13 protein-coding genes are annotated in these 16,381 nt (G+C 72.1%); 2 read left to right on the top strand and 11 right to left on the bottom strand.

The window, feature by feature from the left end:
* Nucleotides 1–36: 36 nt before the first annotated feature.
* From Asi03nite_RS18160 to Asi03nite_RS18150, 3 genes are all read right to left on the bottom strand, one after another.
* Nucleotides 37–1,053: a potassium channel family protein gene (locus Asi03nite_RS18160; protein WP_203681204.1), complete on the bottom strand. Its 1,017-nt coding sequence runs from the start codon at nt 1,051–1,053 to the stop codon at nt 37–39.
* A gap of 59 nt (nt 1,054–1,112) precedes the next feature.
* The gene (locus Asi03nite_RS18155; protein WP_239102760.1) at nt 1,113–3,680 is read right to left on the bottom strand and encodes a winged helix-turn-helix domain-containing protein; all 2,568 of its coding nucleotides are present in this window, start codon (nt 3,678–3,680) and stop codon (nt 1,113–1,115) included.
* A 760-nt stretch (nt 3,681–4,440) separates the two neighbouring features.
* Nucleotides 4,441–4,656 (bottom strand): FmdB family zinc ribbon protein, encoded by a 216-nt coding sequence (locus Asi03nite_RS18150; RefSeq protein WP_203681202.1) that lies wholly within the window; start codon nt 4,654–4,656, stop codon nt 4,441–4,443.
* Between the two features lie 102 nt (nt 4,657–4,758).
* Here Asi03nite_RS18150 and Asi03nite_RS18145 point away from each other — a divergent pair, with 102 nt between their 5' ends.
* Together Asi03nite_RS18145 and Asi03nite_RS18140 are read left to right on the top strand one after the other, a co-directional pair.
* On the top strand, nt 4,759–6,312 hold the full coding sequence (locus Asi03nite_RS18145; protein ID WP_203681201.1) for a lysozyme family protein: 1,554 nt from the start codon (nt 4,759–4,761) through the stop codon (nt 6,310–6,312).
* A gap of 302 nt (nt 6,313–6,614) precedes the next feature.
* Nucleotides 6,615–7,631: a GNAT family N-acetyltransferase gene (locus Asi03nite_RS18140; RefSeq protein WP_203681200.1), complete on the top strand. Its 1,017-nt coding sequence runs from the start codon at nt 6,615–6,617 to the stop codon at nt 7,629–7,631.
* Here the strand turns inward: Asi03nite_RS18140 and hemB are convergent.
* The 8 genes from hemB to Asi03nite_RS18100 all read right to left on the bottom strand — a co-directional run bounded on the left by hemB (nt 7,625) and on the right by Asi03nite_RS18100 (nt 16,041).
* A complete protein-coding gene (gene hemB / locus Asi03nite_RS18135) occupies nt 7,625–8,614 on the bottom strand; it encodes a porphobilinogen synthase (RefSeq protein WP_203681199.1) in 990 nt (329 codons plus the stop codon). The genes Asi03nite_RS18140 and hemB overlap by 7 nt on opposite strands.
* A gap of 54 nt (nt 8,615–8,668) precedes the next feature.
* Entirely contained in the window at nt 8,669–10,255 is a 1,587-nt protein-coding gene (locus Asi03nite_RS18130) for a bifunctional uroporphyrinogen-III C-methyltransferase/uroporphyrinogen-III synthase (protein ID WP_203681198.1), read from the bottom strand.
* The gene (gene hemC, locus Asi03nite_RS18125) at nt 10,252–11,208 is read right to left on the bottom strand and encodes a hydroxymethylbilane synthase (protein ID WP_373872134.1); all 957 of its coding nucleotides are present in this window, start codon (nt 11,206–11,208) and stop codon (nt 10,252–10,254) included. The genes Asi03nite_RS18130 and hemC overlap by 4 nt, the downstream gene beginning before the upstream one ends.
* A gap of 91 nt (nt 11,209–11,299) precedes the next feature.
* Entirely contained in the window at nt 11,300–12,613 is a 1,314-nt protein-coding gene (locus tag Asi03nite_RS18120; RefSeq protein WP_203681195.1) for a glutamyl-tRNA reductase, read from the bottom strand.
* The gene (locus Asi03nite_RS18115; protein ID WP_203681193.1) at nt 12,610–13,350 is read right to left on the bottom strand and encodes a redox-sensing transcriptional repressor Rex; all 741 of its coding nucleotides are present in this window, start codon (nt 13,348–13,350) and stop codon (nt 12,610–12,612) included. Before Asi03nite_RS18115 ends, Asi03nite_RS18120 begins: the two co-directional genes overlap by 4 nt.
* A gap of 295 nt (nt 13,351–13,645) precedes the next feature.
* On the bottom strand, nt 13,646–14,287 hold the full coding sequence (locus tag Asi03nite_RS18110; protein ID WP_203681192.1) for an HAD family hydrolase: 642 nt from the start codon (nt 14,285–14,287) through the stop codon (nt 13,646–13,648).
* Between the two features lie 9 nt (nt 14,288–14,296).
* Nucleotides 14,297–14,545 (bottom strand): glutaredoxin family protein, encoded by a 249-nt coding sequence (locus Asi03nite_RS18105; RefSeq protein WP_203681191.1) that lies wholly within the window; start codon nt 14,543–14,545, stop codon nt 14,297–14,299.
* Nucleotides 14,542–16,041 carry an AMP-binding protein gene (locus Asi03nite_RS18100; RefSeq protein ID WP_203681190.1) on the bottom strand — a complete coding sequence of 500 codons (1,500 nt, stop codon included), beginning with the start codon at nt 16,039–16,041 and terminating at the stop codon, nt 14,542–14,544. Before Asi03nite_RS18100 ends, Asi03nite_RS18105 begins: the two co-directional genes overlap by 4 nt.
* Nucleotides 16,042–16,381: the final 340 nt, after the last annotated feature.

Below are 16,381 nucleotides of genomic sequence, written 5' to 3'. Positions count from 1 at the left end.
GGCCCGCGCGGAGGTAGCGTTCGCGGTGGGCGGCGCTCAGAACGAGACGCCGGTTGCGGCGGTCTCGTCGTCGCGGATGTAGACCAGCAGGTCGCCCGTCTCGATGGCGACCGACTGCCCGCCGCCCAGCGGGACCACCTTGCCTCGCCGGATCAGCGCCACCACCAGCGTGGACAGCTCGCGCGGGTTCCGACCCACCTCGGCGCGCTCCGCGGAGCGCATGGCCAGCGCCATCCCCTGGCCCGGGGTCAGCAGGTCCTCGACGACGTCGATCAGCGGAGGCGCGGTCGTGGTCAGGCCCAGCAGGCGGCCCGCCGTGGAGGACGAGACGATCACGTGGTGCGCGCCGCTCTGCTTGAGGAGGGCGGCGTTCTCCTGCTCCCGGACGGCGGCGATGATGCGCACCTGTCCGGCGGTGAGCTGGCGGACGGTCAGGGTGATCAGCACCGACGCCTCGTCCTGGTCGGTGGCGATGATGACCGACTTGCAGTTCTTGACGTCCGCATCGAGCAGGACCGCCGAGCGGGTGGCGTTGCCCTCGATCACCGCGAACCCGTTCGCGGCGGCCTGGCGGACGGCGACCTCACGGTTCTCGACGATGACGATGCGGGACTTGTCGTAGCCGGTCTCCAGCAGCGCGTCGACAGCGGCCCGGCCCTTGGTGCCGTAGCCGCAGATGATCACGTGGTCCTTCAACTTGCGCCTCCACCGGCTGATCCGCAGGCCGCTGCGGTACTGGTCGGTCAGCACTTCCAGGGTGGTGCCGACCAGGATGATCAGGAAGAGCACCCGGGCGGGGGTGATGAACAGGACGTTGACCAGCCTGGCGCTCTGGGTCGCCGGGGTGATGTCGCCGTAGCCCGTCGTGGAGAGCGAGACGACCGCGTAGTAGAAGCAGTCGAGCAGGGTGAGGCCGTCCTCGTTGACGTCGCGGTAGCCCTCGCGGTCCGCGTAGACGATCGCCACCGCGCTCAGCACGAGGGTGAACGCCATCGCCAGACGAATGGCGAGCGCTCTCAGCGGCCCCTGACGGGCCAGCGGTAGGTGGATCATGAAACCGCCTGCACGGACACACCCTAATCAGATCAGTAGTCCGCGTGATCCGCACCCTTCTACCGGGCGATCTGGGCGAATCGCGCCGCTCCGTCCTCCATATCCGGGTGTTCGACAGCCAGGGCCATCGCGACGATCCGGTCGAAGGGCAGGTTGGCGCCGTCGGCGTAGGCCGAGTCGAAGGCCGCGTCGCCCAAGGCCAGCCGCAAGGCGATCTGCTGCTCCGACCAGAACGCGCCGAAGGACTCGGTGCGGCGGGCGCCGCGTGCCGCCTCCGCCCCGCCGAACAGCATCGTCGCGGTCATCGCGTCCCCGCCCAGCGCACACCGGGCGGCGATGGCCGCGACCGCGTCGGCGGCCGCGCCCTTGAATCCGTGCCGCAGCCGCGAGCGCAACGCCACCACCAGGTGGTCGTGTGCGGCGACCAGGTCGCCGCGGCGCAGCGCGACCATGCCGAGCAGCCAGTCCACCGCCCGGCGCCCGCGGTCCTCGGGCCGGCCGGCCTCCAGGTGCCGGGCCGCGCCGAGCAGCTCGGCGGCCTCGCTGAGCGCGCCGCGCCGCCAGAACAGCTCGGCCAGCGCCAGCACGGCCGGCAGCGACTCGGCCGCCACGCCGGCCTGCTCGGCCTCGGCGATCACCGACCGGCACGAGCTCTCGACCGCCTCGTCGGCCGGTTCGTCCAGCCGGATCCGGCGGCTGCCCAGCGCCCGGACCAGCAGGGCCGGGTCGCCGGCGCGCCGGGCCGCGTGCTCCGCGCGATGCAGGAACTGGTCCCGCTCCCCCGGATCGTCGGTCAGGTCGGCGTGGATGAGGTAGGCCCGGGCCAGCTCGGCCGGTCCCGCGTTCCCGTCGGCCCGCTCGTACAGCCGGGACAGCAGGCTGCGACCCTCGCCGGCGCCGCCGTGCTCACGCCACCACGGGTTCAGCGCGCCGGCCAGGCACAACCCGGCGCGGACGTCCCCGCTCGCCGAGGCCCAGCGCAGCGCCGCCTGCCACTCCGCGACGTACGGTCCGAGATCGGTCAGCGAGACGGTCCGCTGCTGGCCGTCGATATCCACCGCGACGGTCTTCAGGGTTTGCAGCGACCAGGCCAGATGCCGGTCCCGGACGGCAGGCTCGTCACCGGCGGCGGCGAGCTGGCGCAGGGCATACGACCGGACATGGTCCGACATCCGGTACCGCGGGCCGGGCAGCACCTCGATCAGCGACTTCTCCGCCAGCTCGGAGAGCGCGCTGAGCGCCTCCTCCCCGCACCAGTCCACGGTGGCCAGATCCACCGGCCCGGCGAAGACCGCCAGCCTCCGCAGCAACTCGGCGGCCCGGCTCCCCAGACTCCGGTACGACCACTCCAGATTGTTCCGCAGGCTGTCGTGCCGCCCCGCACCGCTCGCGTCGCTGTCCAGCGCGCCGATCGGGTCGTCCAGCCGCCGCGTCAGCAGGTCGGCCGGCAGCAGCCGGAGCCGGGTGGCGGCCAGCTCGATCGCCAGCGGGGAGCCCTCCAACCGCGCGGCGAGCTCGGCCAACTGCTCGTCGTCGTTCCCCCGCCGCCCGCCACGGGCCGCCGTCGCCCGCTCCTTGAGCAGCGCGAACGCGTCGGCCGGGGCCATCGGCGGGATCCGCCACACGGCCTCCCCGGGCAGGCCCAGCGGGGCCCGGCCGGTGGCCAGCACGTCCAGCCGGCGGCACCGGGACAGCAGCCGGTGCGCCAGCGCCGCGGTCAGCCCGGGCGCCGCGTCGCAGGTCTGCAGAATGACCAGCATCCGGCGCTCGGTGCACTGCTCCAGCACCGTCTCGATCATCGGACGGCCGGGCTCGGTCCGCAGGCCCAGGGCCGCGGCGAGCGCCGTGGGAAGGCCACCCGCCGCGCTCACCGCATCGATCGTCCACACCCCACCGGGGTACGCGTCCAGCAACTGCTCGCCCACGGCCAGGCTGAGCCGCGTCTTGCCGGCGCCGCCCGCACCCACCACGCTGACCAGCCGGTGGTGGCTGATCAGTTCGGCCAGCTCGGAGATCTCGGCCTGGCGTCCGACGAACGAGCTGTGCTCGGCCGGCAGGTTGTGCCGGGGCGCCTCCGCGGTCCGCGGGCGCGGGAAGTCACGCTCCAGGCCGGGCGCCAGCACCTGGAAGATCCGCTCGTCGTCGTCGAAGCCGCGCAGCCGGAACGCTCCGAGGTCCAGCAGGTCCACGCCGGTCAGGGCGGGCGCGGCGGTCGGCGCGCCGGCGTAGGTGGCGGTCACCGCCTGGGCCGTCGCCTCGGAGCAGAGCACCTGGCCACCGTGGGCCGCGGCGGCCACCCGGGCCGCCCGGTGCACCTCGGCGCTGGCGTACTCGGTGCCGATCGGTGTGGCCCGCCCGGTGTGCAGTCCCATCCGCACCTTGGGGACGGCGTCGGCGCGTGGCCAGTCGTGGGCGGCCAGCCTCCGCTGCGCCTCCACACAGGCCGCCACGGCGGAGTCCGCGTTGTCGAACGCCACGAAAAAGGAGTCACCCTCGGTGAGAAGCTCTACACCTTCGAACTCACTAAGCGCAGCGCGTAACACAGAGCGATGTGCGTTCAGCACAGCGCGATAGGTGTCTCCGAGCATCCGGGCCAGTCGTGTTGATCCCTCTATGTCAGTGAACATAAAGGTCACGAGGCCGCTGGGTAGCTCGAGCCGTCCCGACACGGTGGAACCTCCGCCCCCTTTGGAAGTCGCGACTCATGGTGCCGTATCACAGAGTCACCGCCCATCGTAGAAACGGACGGTAACCATGTTCCCGCCACGACCTACCCCTTACGGAGAAGCTCTCCAACAGTGGGATCGACGTCGGCATACGGGACTACGCGTGTCGTAACGAAAGAGATCGAACGCGGAAACGATGCGGTCGGGCAAAACCGTCGGGACGTTCGGATATACCCGTACGTGTTGTCCCATGTTCTGGGAAGTTACTCCTGAGCAGCGCGGATTTGTCGGCATGGGGTTCGGCGGCGGATACCTAGAGTGATAGCGAAGAGGCGGTTTCGGCGCAATGTCGACACGCGGGCGGTATCGAGGGGTTTGCGGTAAGGAGTGAATCAGATCACTCCTTCGGATGATCACGCTCGGATTTCCGCAGGTCAAGATCAGAATCCGGAGGGCGTACGCCGCGGCCGGGCGATACGGCGCAGGCGCGGCCTCTTCACCGGGCATCGCCCCGCGACACCCTTTTCCGGGCGGCGCCCGCGCTGCTCCTCGCACCGGACAGCGCCCCGCGCCAACCCCTGCCGGACGATGCCTGCACTGCCCCTCGCATCCGACAGCGCCCCGCGCCTAACCCCTGCCGGGCGGCGCCCGGGTCGCGGGCGCCGCCGGCTTGGGTTGGGATGTCTCCCCGAACCCGGGATGTTCTGTCGAAGGGATCAGGTCAGCAGCCGCAGGCGCCGCCGCAGCAGCCGCCTCCGCCCGCGCCGCCGGGCATCGGGGCGGCGCCACCGCGGCCGGTGACAGCGACCGTGGACAGCAGCTTGACGGTGTCGCCGTGGCCCTGCGGGCAGGTGGCCGGCTCGGTGGCCTCCCGCATCGGGCGGCTGACCTCGAAGGTGGCGCCGCAGGCGCGGCAGCGGTAGTCATAACGCGGCATCCGACCAGCGTAGGGCCCCCGCGCCGGAGCCGGTAAGGGGCGTTGTCCACAGGGCCTCGGCGGTTTACCCGACGATCGTCACGGCCCGGTAGGGTCGAGCGCGTGGCGGAGGCGCGGAAGATCCCAGGAGAGCGGCCGGAGTTGCGGGCGGCGGCGCCCCATCAGGGCGTTCCGCTGGGCAGTTCCGGGGCGGCTCCGGTGGAGGCGCCCGGGGCCGGGCGGCACAGGTCCGGCGATTCGGGCACGCCCTCGTCCAAGAAGCCTGAGGCGGCTTCGGCCGGGTCCGTCACCGGGGACAAGGCCGCCGCGGACAAGGCCGCCGCTACGGACAAGGCTGCCGCTACGGACAAGGCCGCCGCTACGGACAAGGCCGCCGCTACGGACAAGGACGTCGCGGGCAAGAATGCCGCTCCAGCGCAGAGCGCCGCGCCGGAGAAGGGCGCCGCTACGACGGCGGGCTCGCTCGCGGGTGCGGGTCCTGCCGTGAAAGAGGACGCGGAGGCTGGCAAGGTCGCGGTGGCCAAGGACGCCGACAAGGGCACGGAGGCGGACAAGACCACGGACGCCGGCAAGGGCACGGAGGCCGGCGAAGAGGCCGGCAAGACGGCGGATGCCGGCAAGACCGCGAAGACCGGTGAAGAGGCCGGCAAGGATGCGGCTCCGGAGGCGGGCAAGGCTGCCGCGCCGGCCAAGCGGAGGCTCGTGCGGCGCTTCCTCGGGCTGGTGGCGCGGGGCGGTCGCGGCTTCGTGGCCTGGGCGAGGCGGCCCAGCGGCCGGGTCGTTCTGCCGAGCATCGTCGTGATCCTGCTGATCGGGCTCGCCGGCGCGGCCGGGGTCTATCTGGTGCCCCGGGCCCTGGAGGCGGCGCCGACGCCGAGCGTCACGCCGACCTTCGGTGACGCCGGGGCGGCTCCGGCGCCGGCCGTGAGCGATCCCTTCGGCGTACCGGGCGGGTTCTCCGCTCCGGCCGACAACCCGCTGATCCCGACCTACACGGTCCCGCCGGCCACCGGGTTCGGCATTCCGACGACCGCTGCCGGCACGCCCGGTGCGGGCCCGGTCAACCGGCCGGCCGACGCGCTGGCCGCCTGGGCGCAGACCGCCGGGACCAAGGCCGGCATCCCGGTGGTAGCGGTCCAGGCCTACGGGTACGCCGAGCTGGTCACCGCGCAGACCGTGCCCACCTGTCACCTGAGCTGGACCACGCTGGCCGCGATCGGCAAGGTGACGTCCGGGCACGGCAGCTCGAACGGCGCGGTGCTCGGCGTGGACGGGGTGGCCCAGCCGACGATCTTCGGCCTGCCGCTGGACGGACAGGGGGGCCGGCTCCTGGTGAAGGACACCGACCGGGGCGTGCTGGATCAGGACACCAACTACGACCGTGAGGTCGGGCCGATGAAGCTGGTGCCGGGCACCTGGCAGGCGTTCGCGGTGGACGCCGACCGGAACGGGGCCACCGACATCAACGACATCGACGACGCAGCGCTGGCCGTCGCCAATCATCTCTGCAAGGACGCCAAGGGCGGCATCCGCGACCTGGCCCGCGCCGACTCCTGGTGGGACGCGGTGCTGGACTACAACGGCGGCACGCTGCGCACATCGGCGCAGAAGATTTTCGAGGCCGCCAACGACTACGGACAGCGCAGCCGCACCTGATCACGCCGGAGCAGCCGCACCTGTCCCCGCGATGATCCGCATCGCCCGGCGTGACCATCCCGGCGTGACCATCCCGGCGTGACCATCCCGGCGTGACCATCCCGGCGTGACCATCCCGGCCTGATCACGCCGGCGCAGCCGCAACTGAGCACGCCGGCGCGGCGCAAGCCGCCACGCGGCGCAAGGCGTGGAAGGGCGGTGCGGACGGATCGTAGCGAGTTTTCGCGACGCTCGGTGAGCGGGCGCGTACTTTTGCGTGGTCAGCACTTCCCTGGAGGTCGGGTAAACGGCACGATGTACGGGTGAGGGTGCGTGAATGGGATCCCCGCTCCGCGTCCGCGGCTGAGATCCACTCGCTGGTGGAGACGGTCAACGCGGTGCTGACCACCGACCTCCCCGACGATCCAGCATGGCGGGACGTCCGGGTCAGGGACTACCTCGCCGAGACCATGCCGGGCGAGCGCCGGATCTGCTGGGTGGCCGAGGACGACCGCCTCCCCGAGGGGGAGAGCGAAATCTACGCGCTGGTCAGCATCCTGCTGCTGGGCGACATCGGGGTGCTCGAGATCCTCGTCAAGCCGCAGCTGCGACGCCGCGGACTGGGGCGGGAACTGCTCGCCGTGGCGGCACGCCGGGCGTACCTGGAAGGATTCTCCTCGATCGGGGTGGAGGCCATCGGTGGAACACCCGCCATCGGCTTCTACGAGTCGCTCGGCTTCGAACGGGAGTATGTGGAGACCCGCAGTGTCCTCAGTCTGGACACTGTCGACTGGGCCGCCCTCGGCGCGATGTCCAACGGCCTCGGCGCCGGGTACCGGGTGGAGTACCATCCCGGCGGCCCGTCCGCGGAGCTGCTGGAAGCCTACGCGCGGGCCAAGGCCGAGGCGCAGACCGACGACGACGATCTCGACCTGACGCCGCGCTCGTCCGACCCGGCCCGGCTCCGCGAGTCACTGGAGACGCTGCACCGGCGGGGCCTCAAGCCGTACATCGTGCTGGCCATCCACGAGGCGACCGGCGCGGTCGCCGGGCTGACCGAGGTGGTCGTCCCGGCACAGCACCCGGAGCGCGCCGACCAGTACGACACGATCGTCGTCCGGGAGCACCGCGGCTACGGCATCGACCGGGCGATCAAGGCTCGGATGCTGTTCGAGCTGCGCGCCGCCGAACCCGGCCTGCGCCAGGTGCAGACCTGGAACGCGCAGCACAACGAGTCGATGCTGAAGGTCAACGCGGAGCTGGGCTACCAGTCGGACCGCGACTGGTTCGAGTACATCGCCGACGTGGCCCAGCTCGTGCAGAGGCTCGAATCTCAGTAGCGCTCGCGGAGGAGTTGGGCGGCTTCGACGGCCCAGTAGGTGAGGATGATCTGCGCGCCGGCCCGCTTGATCGAGGTCAGCGACTCCATGATCACGCGCTCGCGGTCGAGCCAGCCGTTCGCGGCGGCCGCCTCGACCATCGCGTACTCGCCGGAGACCTGGTACGCGGCGACCGGCACGGCGACCCGCTCCCGGATCGCGGCGATCACGTCCAGGTACGGCAGCGCCGGCTTGATCATCACGATGTCGGCGCCCTCGGCCACGTCCAGGTCGACCTCGCGCAGCGCGTCCCGCAGGTTCGGCGGATCCTGCTGGTACTGCCGCCGGTCGCCCTGCAACGTTGACTCGACCGCCTCGCGGAACGGGCCGTAGAAGGCGCCCGCGTACTTCGCCGAGTAGGCCAGGATCCCGATGTCCTGGTGACCGGCCGCGTCCAGGGCCTTGCGGATCACGCCGACCTGGCCGTCCATCATCCCGGAGGGACCGACCATGTGCGCGCCCGCCTCGGCCTGCGCCACCGCCATCCGGGCGTAGATCTCCAGCGTGGCGTCGTTGTCGACCGAGCCGTCCGCGGCGAGCACGCCGCAGTGCCCGTGCGTGGTGAACTCGTCCACGCAGACGTCACCCATGATCACGGTGTCGTCGCCGAGCTCGGCGCGCAGGTCCCGGAGGCCGACGTTGAGGATGCCCTCCGGGTCGAGCCCGGCCGAACCGGTCTCGTCCTTGTTCGCGTTGTCCGGCACGCCGTAGAGCATCAGGCCGCCGACGCCCGCGCTGACCGCCTCGTGGGCGGCCTTGAGCAGCGACTCACGGGTGTGCTGGACGACGCCCGGGAGCGAGCTGATCGGCCTGGGCTCGGTGATCCCCTCCTTGAGGAAGAGCGGGAGGATCAGCTCGGACGGGGCGACCCGGGTCTCCTCGACCAGGCGGCGGATCGCCGGGGTGCGCCGGAGGCGGCGCGGGCGGATGTCGGGGAAGGACATGGGCGCTCCCTAACGGGGAACGCGCCGGGGGATCTTCCCCCGGCGCGTGAACGATCAGCGGAAACGGAGAGCGGTGGGGCCCTGCACCTTGGAGCCGCGGCGCTGCTTGGCAGGCATCGCCGCCAGCTTCTCGCGCAGTTCCAGGGCGTACTCGGCGAGCGCCTCGACCAGGTCCGGCACCGAGGCGTTCTGCGGCTGGGTGTCCACCCGCAGGCCGAACTCGATAGCGGTCTCCGCGGTCTTCGGGCCGATCACCGCGACGACCGTGCGGGCGTGCGGCTTGCCGGCGATGCCGACCAGGTTGCGGACGGTCGAGGACGAGGTGAAGAGCACCGCGTCGAAGCCACCCGACTTGATCGCGTCGCGGATCTCGGCGGGCGGCGGCGCGGCCCGCACCGTCCGGTACGCGGTCACGTCGTCCACCTCCCAGCCCCGCTCGATCAGGCCGGCCGCGAGGGTCTCGGTGGCGATGTCGGCGCGCGGCAGCAGCACCCGGCCGACCGGGTCGAGGATCTCGTCGTGCGGGGAGAACTCGGCCAGCAGGCCCTCGCTGGACTGCTCACCGGCCGGGATCAGCTCGGGCTGGATGCCGAACGCGCGGACCGCCTCGGCGGTGGCCTCGCCGATGCAGGCGATCTTGACACCGCCGAAGTGCCTGGCGTCCAGGCCGTGCTCGGCGAACTTCTCCCACACCGCGCGGACCGCGTTCACCGAGGTGAACACCACCCACGCGTACCGGCCGTCGACCAGGCCCTTGACCGCGCGCTCCATCTGCGCCGGGGTGCGGGGCGGCTCGACCGCGATGGTCGGCACCTCGCACGGGATCGCGCCGTACGCCCGCAGCCGCGCGCTCATCGCGCCGGCCTGCTCCTTGGTCCGCGGGACCAGCACCTTCCAGCCGTACAGCGGCCGGTTCTCCCACCAGCTCAGCGCGTCCCGCTCGCCCACCTCGGCGCCGACGGTCAGCACGACCCGGCCGGTGAAGCCGAGCGCGGCGGCCACGAAGCTGTCCACCGTCGAGGTGGTGGTGTACTGCGTCTCGCCGGTGCCGTCGCCGGTCACGCCGACCGGGACACCCGGCTCGACGCCGGCCGCCAGCAGCCCGTCTCGGACCGCGGCCAGGTCACCGGCGTCCACCGCGACCGCGAACGAGCCCTTCTGGGCCGCGCCGGCCAGCGCGTCGAAGTCCAGCGAGGTGACGTCGTCGACGTCGGCGGCGATGCGCACGCCGGGCAGCGGCACACCCGCGTACGCCGCGACGCCCTCGGCCTGGCCGATGCCCGGGATCACCTCGAAGTGCACAGCGGTCCGCGCGACCGCCTGCACCTCCTTGACCACCGCGTCGTGACCGAACGGGTCGCCGGCCACCAGGTGCACGGCGGCCAGGCCGGACTTGGCGGCGGAGAGCAGCACCTTGGCCACGTCGCCGGGGGCGCCTTCGGCCGGGCTGAACTGGGCGTCCTCCTTGGCGTCCGCGCGGATCGCGGACAGCAGCGACTCGGGCACGCCCCGGTCGTAGACCACCTGGTCGGCATCGGTCAGCGCGGCGTACGCGCGGCGGGTCAGCAGCTCCGGGTCGCCGGGTCCGGCGCCGATGAACGCGATGCGTCCGGCTGGCTTACGGGCGGTGCGGGTGGTCATTCTGTGCTCCCCATCAGGGTATCGGCGCCGGCGTCGAGGAGGTCGGCGGCGAGTGCCTTGCCGATCTCCGCCGCCCCGGCGGGCGTTCCGGTGCGCGACAGCCGGATGGCTCGAACCCCATCCGGGCTGATCACCGCACCGCGCAGGTGAATCATCTCCTCGCCGAGCCCGTCGGTGGGGACGGAGCCGGCATGCCCACCCCGGACGAGGCGGGCGTAAGCGGCGACCGGGGCGGCACACCCGGCCTCCAGCGTGGCCAGCAACGCCCGTTCCGCCACGACGGCGGCCCGGGTCGGTGCGTGGTCGAGCACGGCCAGCAGCTCGACCAGGTCTGCGTCGCCGGACCGGCACTCGACAGCCAGCGCGCCCTGGGCCGGGGCGGGCAGCATGAGCATCGGGTCCAGCGTTTCGGTGATCTCGGCCGTGCGGCCGAGGCGTGACACCCCGGCCTGGGCCAGGACGACCGCGTCGAGGTCGGCCCGGGGGCCGAGAACTCGCGCGATGCGCGTGTCAACGTTGCCCCGAATCGGCGTGACCTGCAACTCCAGTCCGAGAGCCCGGAGCTGGGCGATCCGCCGGACCGCCCCGGTGCCGACCCGCGATCCGGGCGGCAGGTCGGCGAGCGTACGCCCGTCGCGGGCCACCAGCGCGTCCCGCGGGTCCTCCCGGTGCGGCACGGCCGCGATGTGCAGCAGCGGGTGGTCGCCGGTGGGCAGGTCCTTGTACGAGTGGACGGCGAAGTCGATCTCACCGGCCGACAGCGCGTCCCGCAGCGCGGAGACGAACACCCCGACGCCGAGCTGGGCGACGGGCGCCGACGAGGTGTCGCCGGGCGTGACGATGCGGACCAGCTCGACGGCCCGGCCGGTGGCCGCGGTCAGCTGGTCGGCGACCATCCGGGACTGGGTGATCGCGAGAGCGCTGCCCCGGGTGCCGAGGCGCAGCGGCTTCACAGTCACGCTGGGCCCGCCTTCCGGATGTTCTTGCGGCCCTCGCCCGCGAGGTCGTCGTCAGGTCCGGCCGGGCGCCGCTCGGTGCGGGCGGTCATGCCTTACCTCCGATCTCGGGTACCGCGTCGGCGTGGGTGGCCAGGGGGACGTCCAGGTCGAACAGCTCACGGAGCAGGGCGGCGTACTGATCGCCACCCGGCTCGGCGGCCAGCTGCCGCACCCGCACGGTCGGCGAGTGCAGGATCTGCTGGACGACTCGGTGCAGGGTACGGGAAACGTCGGCCCGCTGCTCCTCGGTGAATTCCGGCCGCCGCGCGAGCAGCTTGCGCATCTCGGCGGAGACCACCTCCTCGGCGCGGGTCCGCAGGGCGGCCACGGTGGGCGCGATCTCCGCCCCGCGCATCCAGCCGAGGAAGTTGTCCACCTCGCCGGTGACGATCTGCTCGACCGCGGCGGTCTCGGCGGCGGCCGGGGCCGCGCGGCGGCTGGTGGCGAGCCCGTCGATGTCGACCACGACCAGGCCGGGCAGGCCCGCCGCGTCCGGGGCGACGTCCCGCGGCACCGCGAGGTCGAGCACCACCAGCGGGTGCCCGTCGGCACGGGCGCCGAGCGCGGATTCCAACAGGTCCCGGGTCAGCACCGGCTGGGTGGAAGCGGTCGCGCTGACCACGATGTCCACCTCGCCGAGCACCTGCCGCAGGTCCGCGATCGGGACGGCGACCGCGCCGTACGCCTCGGCCAGCCGGTCCGCCCGGTCGGCGCTGCGGTTGGTGATCCGCAGCGGGCCGACACCGGTCCGGGTCAACGTGGCGACCGACAGCGCGCCCATCGCGCCGGCGCCGATCACCAGCGCGGGGCGCCCGGTCAGGTCGCCGCCGAGGTGGTCGGCGGCCACCTCCAGGGCGGCCGTGACCACGCTCTGGCCGGCCTTGTCGATGCCGGTCTCGGCGTGTGCCCGCTTGCCGACCCGCAGCGCCTGCTGCATCAGCTCGTGCAGCAGCCGGCCGGCCGAGTCGGACTCGGTGGCCGCGTGGTACGCGTCCCGCAGCTGCCCGAGGATCTGCGCCTCGCCGACCACCATCGAGTCGAGCCCGGAGGAGACCCGGAACGAGTGCCGGACCGCGGCCTCGCCGTAGTGCACGTAGAGGTGCCCGGCCAGCTCGCTGGCCGGGATGCCGGAGTGCTGGGACAGCACGTTGCAGATGTCGCCGAGGCCGCCGTGGAACCCGCTGACCGCGGCGTACACCTCGACGCGGTTGCAGGTCGAGACCAGCACGGCCTCGCTCACGTAGGGCTGGGCGACCAGCTTCTGCAGGAGTTGAGGGATGTCTGACTCGGGAATGCTGAGCCGCTCCAGGACGGCCACGTCGGCGGTGCGGTAGGACGCACCGATGCTGAGCAGATTCACGACCCCACTGCCTCCTGGTCACCCGCGGCGTCGCCGGCTCCGCCGGGAAGGGCGGTCAGCGACGCCTTGCGGTGTTCGTGGAACGAGAGGATCTGCAACTCGACGGCCAGATCCACCTTGCGCACATCGACGTTCGGAGGGACCGACAGTACGCATGGCGCGAAGTTCAGGATGCTTGTCACACCGGCGGCGACCAGCAGATCGGCCACCGCCTGGGCGGCGGTGGGCGGGGTGGCGATGACGCCGATGGCTATCGACTCCTCGGCGGCCACCAGTTCCAGGTCGCCGATGTGCCGGACGGCCATGCCGTTGATCACCTCGCCGACCTTCTTGCGGTCGGCGTCGAAGAGCGCGACGACCCGGAAACCTCGGCTGGCGAACCCGGCGTAACCGGCCAGGGCGTGGCCCAGGTTGCCGACGCCGACCAGGCAGACCGCGCGGTTCTTGTCCAGGCCCAGGATGTACTCGATCTGGTCGACCAGCAGGGCCACGTCGTACCCGACGCCCCGGGTCCCGTACGACCCCAGATGTGAGAGATCCTTGCGAAGTTTCGCGGAGTTGACCCCGGCGGCGGCGGCCAGACCCTCGCTGGATACCGTTTCCGCGCCGGCCTCGGCCAGATGGTGCAGGGCGCGCAGGTATTCGGGCAGCCTCGCGATCGTCGCCTCCGGGAGGTCCGGGAAGGCCGGGACGTCACCGGCTTCGCCGGGCGTGCTTCCGTGACGCTGCTGACTCATCTGACTCCGTGCCGACGAGGCGAACCTGCGGTGAGCCCGATCTGTGCGATACCGGTGAAGCCCCGTCGGGGCGGCTGTGGTAGCGGGCTCGTCGGAGTCACAGAGTAGGCGCTTGTGAAGGCGTGCACAAATCGCGATCTTGTCGGGACAATTGGACAAGATCGACCCGGCTGTGTTAGTCGAGCCGACCTGTCGAGTATTACCGTTCGCACCCCGCCGGGGCCACCCAGGTCCTGTTCCGGAACACGACCCGGGGCCGCGGCGTGGCGGATCGTGATCCGAAACACGATCCGGCTCAGAGCGACATGGCCAGCCTCACCGCATCGACGAGCGAATCGGCCACCAGCCGGCCGGACTCGCGCAGCCGGACCGGGTCGGTGAAGCCCCCGGTGTAGAGCACCGAGCCGGCGCCCACCGAGTCGGCGGCGGCCGCGTCGTCCAGCGAGTCGCCGATCAGCACCACGTCGGCGCCGGCCAGGCCCAGCCCCTCCAGGTGCCGCGCCAGGTGCCCGGCCTTCAGGTCGCCGCCCACCTCGGTGCGCAGCCCGTCGATCCGGGTGAAGACGCCGGCCAGTCCGTACGTCTCCACAGCCGGCACCAGCTCGCCGTGGAACCACATGGAGAGCAGCGACTGCGTCCCCGGCCAGGTCTTGATCGCGGTCATCGCGTCGGCCGCCAGCGTGATGTCGGTCAGGCCGAGCCGGTACGCGTCGTGGAAGATGCGATCCAGCCGGCCGAACTCCTCCTGGTCCACCGCCCGGCCGAGCATCTCGGCGTAGAATTCGGCGACCGGCCGCCGGAACGCCCGCCGGTGCTCGTCCGTCCCGACGGCCCGGCCGCCGACCGTGGCGAAGGCCTCGTTGGTCGACGACACGACCAGGTGAAGATCGTCGAGAAGGGTGCCGTTCCAGTCCCAGACCAGGTGCTTAGATGTCACGCTGGCACGTTACAGGTGCGGCTCGCCGGGCTGTCGAGCCAAATCCCGGAGCAACCGGGCCTCCTCCACCCGCCAGTACCCGTGCTCCCTGCCGTCCAGCAGGATCACCGGCACCCGGTCGTCGTAGTCGCGCTGCAGCTCGATCGACGAGTCGACGTCCACCCGGGTCCAGTCGCCGGGCGCGATCCGGTCCAGCGTCTGCTCGGCCACCTCGCACAGGTGGCAGCCGTCCCGGCTGATCAAGGTGATGCGGGTCAAGACAACTCCCTCTTCCGGACCTTGCCGCTCGCGGAGCGCGGCAGCGACGCGACCAGCTCGATCGTCGGCAGCTTGAACCGGGCCAGCCGGGCGGCGCAGTGCACCTGCAGCTCGGTCACCGACGGCGGCGGGTCACCGGCCGCCACCACGTAGGCGTGCGGCCGCTGCCCGGTGTCCCGGTCCGGCCTCGCCACCACTGCCGCCTCGGCGACCCGCGGATGCGCCGACAGCACCCGCTCGATCTCCGCAGGATAGACGTTGAAGCCGTTGACCAGGATCAGCTCGCCGATCCGGTCGACCAGGATCAGATCGCCGTCGGCGTCCGCGTAGGCGATGTCCCCGGTCGGCCACCAGCCGTCCGCGTCCGGCCCGCCGGCGCCGTCCGGCCAGTAGCCGGAGAACAGGTTCGGACCCCGGACCACGATCTCCCCCGGGTCGGTGCCGGCCGAGACGGCAGGCGCGAGGTCGAGCTCGGCGAGATCCTCCTCCGGCGACACCGTGCCGTCCCGCCACAGCTCAACACCATTTCGGGTACGGAGGGACAGCTCCACCCCGGGCAGCGGGCGCCCGATCGAGCCGGTCTTGCCGCGGTCACTGACCGCCGTGGTGGTGAGCACCGGCGCGGACTCGGTCAGGCCGTACCCGATCAATATGGTCTTGCCGGTGGCGGCCCGGAAGCGCGCCGCGGTGGCCGGCTCCAGCGGCGCCGCGCCGCACACCGCGGTCCGCAGGCCGCGCAGCGCCTCGGCCACGCCGGCCTGCCGCGACCAGGCCTGGTACATCCCCGGGACGCCGACCACGACTGTCACCCCGCGCCTCGCGATCAGGTCCAGCGTGTCCGCCGCGTCGAACCGCTCGGTCAGCACGCCGGTGGCCGCGTGGTGCGCGACGCCGCCCAGCCCGGTGTTCAGCCCGTAGGCGTGGAAGAACGGCACCGCGAGCAGCACCACGTCGTCCGGCCCGACCACCGGCGGCTCGATCCGGTCCAGTTGGTCGTGGTTGGCGGCCAGGGCGCCGTGGGTCAGCATCGCGGCCTTCGGCCGCCCGCCGGTGCCCGAGGTGTAGAGCAGCACGGCGAGATCATTCGCGGACACGTCCGGGAGGGCGGCCTCCGCGATCCCGTCGAATTCCGGAGGTACGCAGAACTCGGTCAAGCCAAGCCGTGACTGATCCGTTTGTCCGATCACGATCAGTGCGCACCTGGCGTCGGCGACCGCGTGCGACACCTCGTCGGCTGTGTAGCCGGGATTGAGGGGAACCGCGACCCGGCCCGCCCGCAGCGTCCCGAACCAGGTCGCCACGAAGTCCACGGTATTGCCGAGCACGGATGCGACGCGATCTCCGGGGGCTGTCCGGCCGGCCACGAAACGCGCCGCGGCGGTGACCTTGGCATCCAGATCCGCCCAGGTCAGGACGGTGTCACCGGCGATCAGAGCCGGAGTTCGCGGTCGGCGGGCAGCGGCCTCGGCGACCGGATCGCGGGCGGGTTCCTCCACGACGCCCGAGTCTGGCACAAACCTTGCCCGACCGGGGCGCCGGACAGCCGGTCCGTTGCCGGACGGCCCCGACCGGAGAGGGTGGCCTTGATACCGGATGCCGAGTTAGGACGGATTCGCGGCTTTGCGCGCAGCGCACATGGTGTGCGACTCCCTGTGTCCGAACTCGGCGATACTTCCGGTCTGTGTAACGGACTCCACACGAACGGGTGAGGTCACCGGCGATTTCCGCGGGTTACCCCACCCCTTTTGTATGCGAGTGACCACCCTCATCCCGAGGAGGCCGCTGTGCCACACAAACGACGGAATCGACGTGAATCCCTGCCTGGCGGGACGGATT

The sequence above is a fragment of the Actinoplanes siamensis genome (assembly GCF_016862395.1).
GTDB lineage: Bacteria > Actinomycetota > Actinomycetes > Mycobacteriales > Micromonosporaceae > Actinoplanes > Actinoplanes siamensis.
The sequence above is the reverse complement of the archived record's forward strand: the minus strand, read 5'-3'. Positions and strand labels throughout refer to the sequence as shown.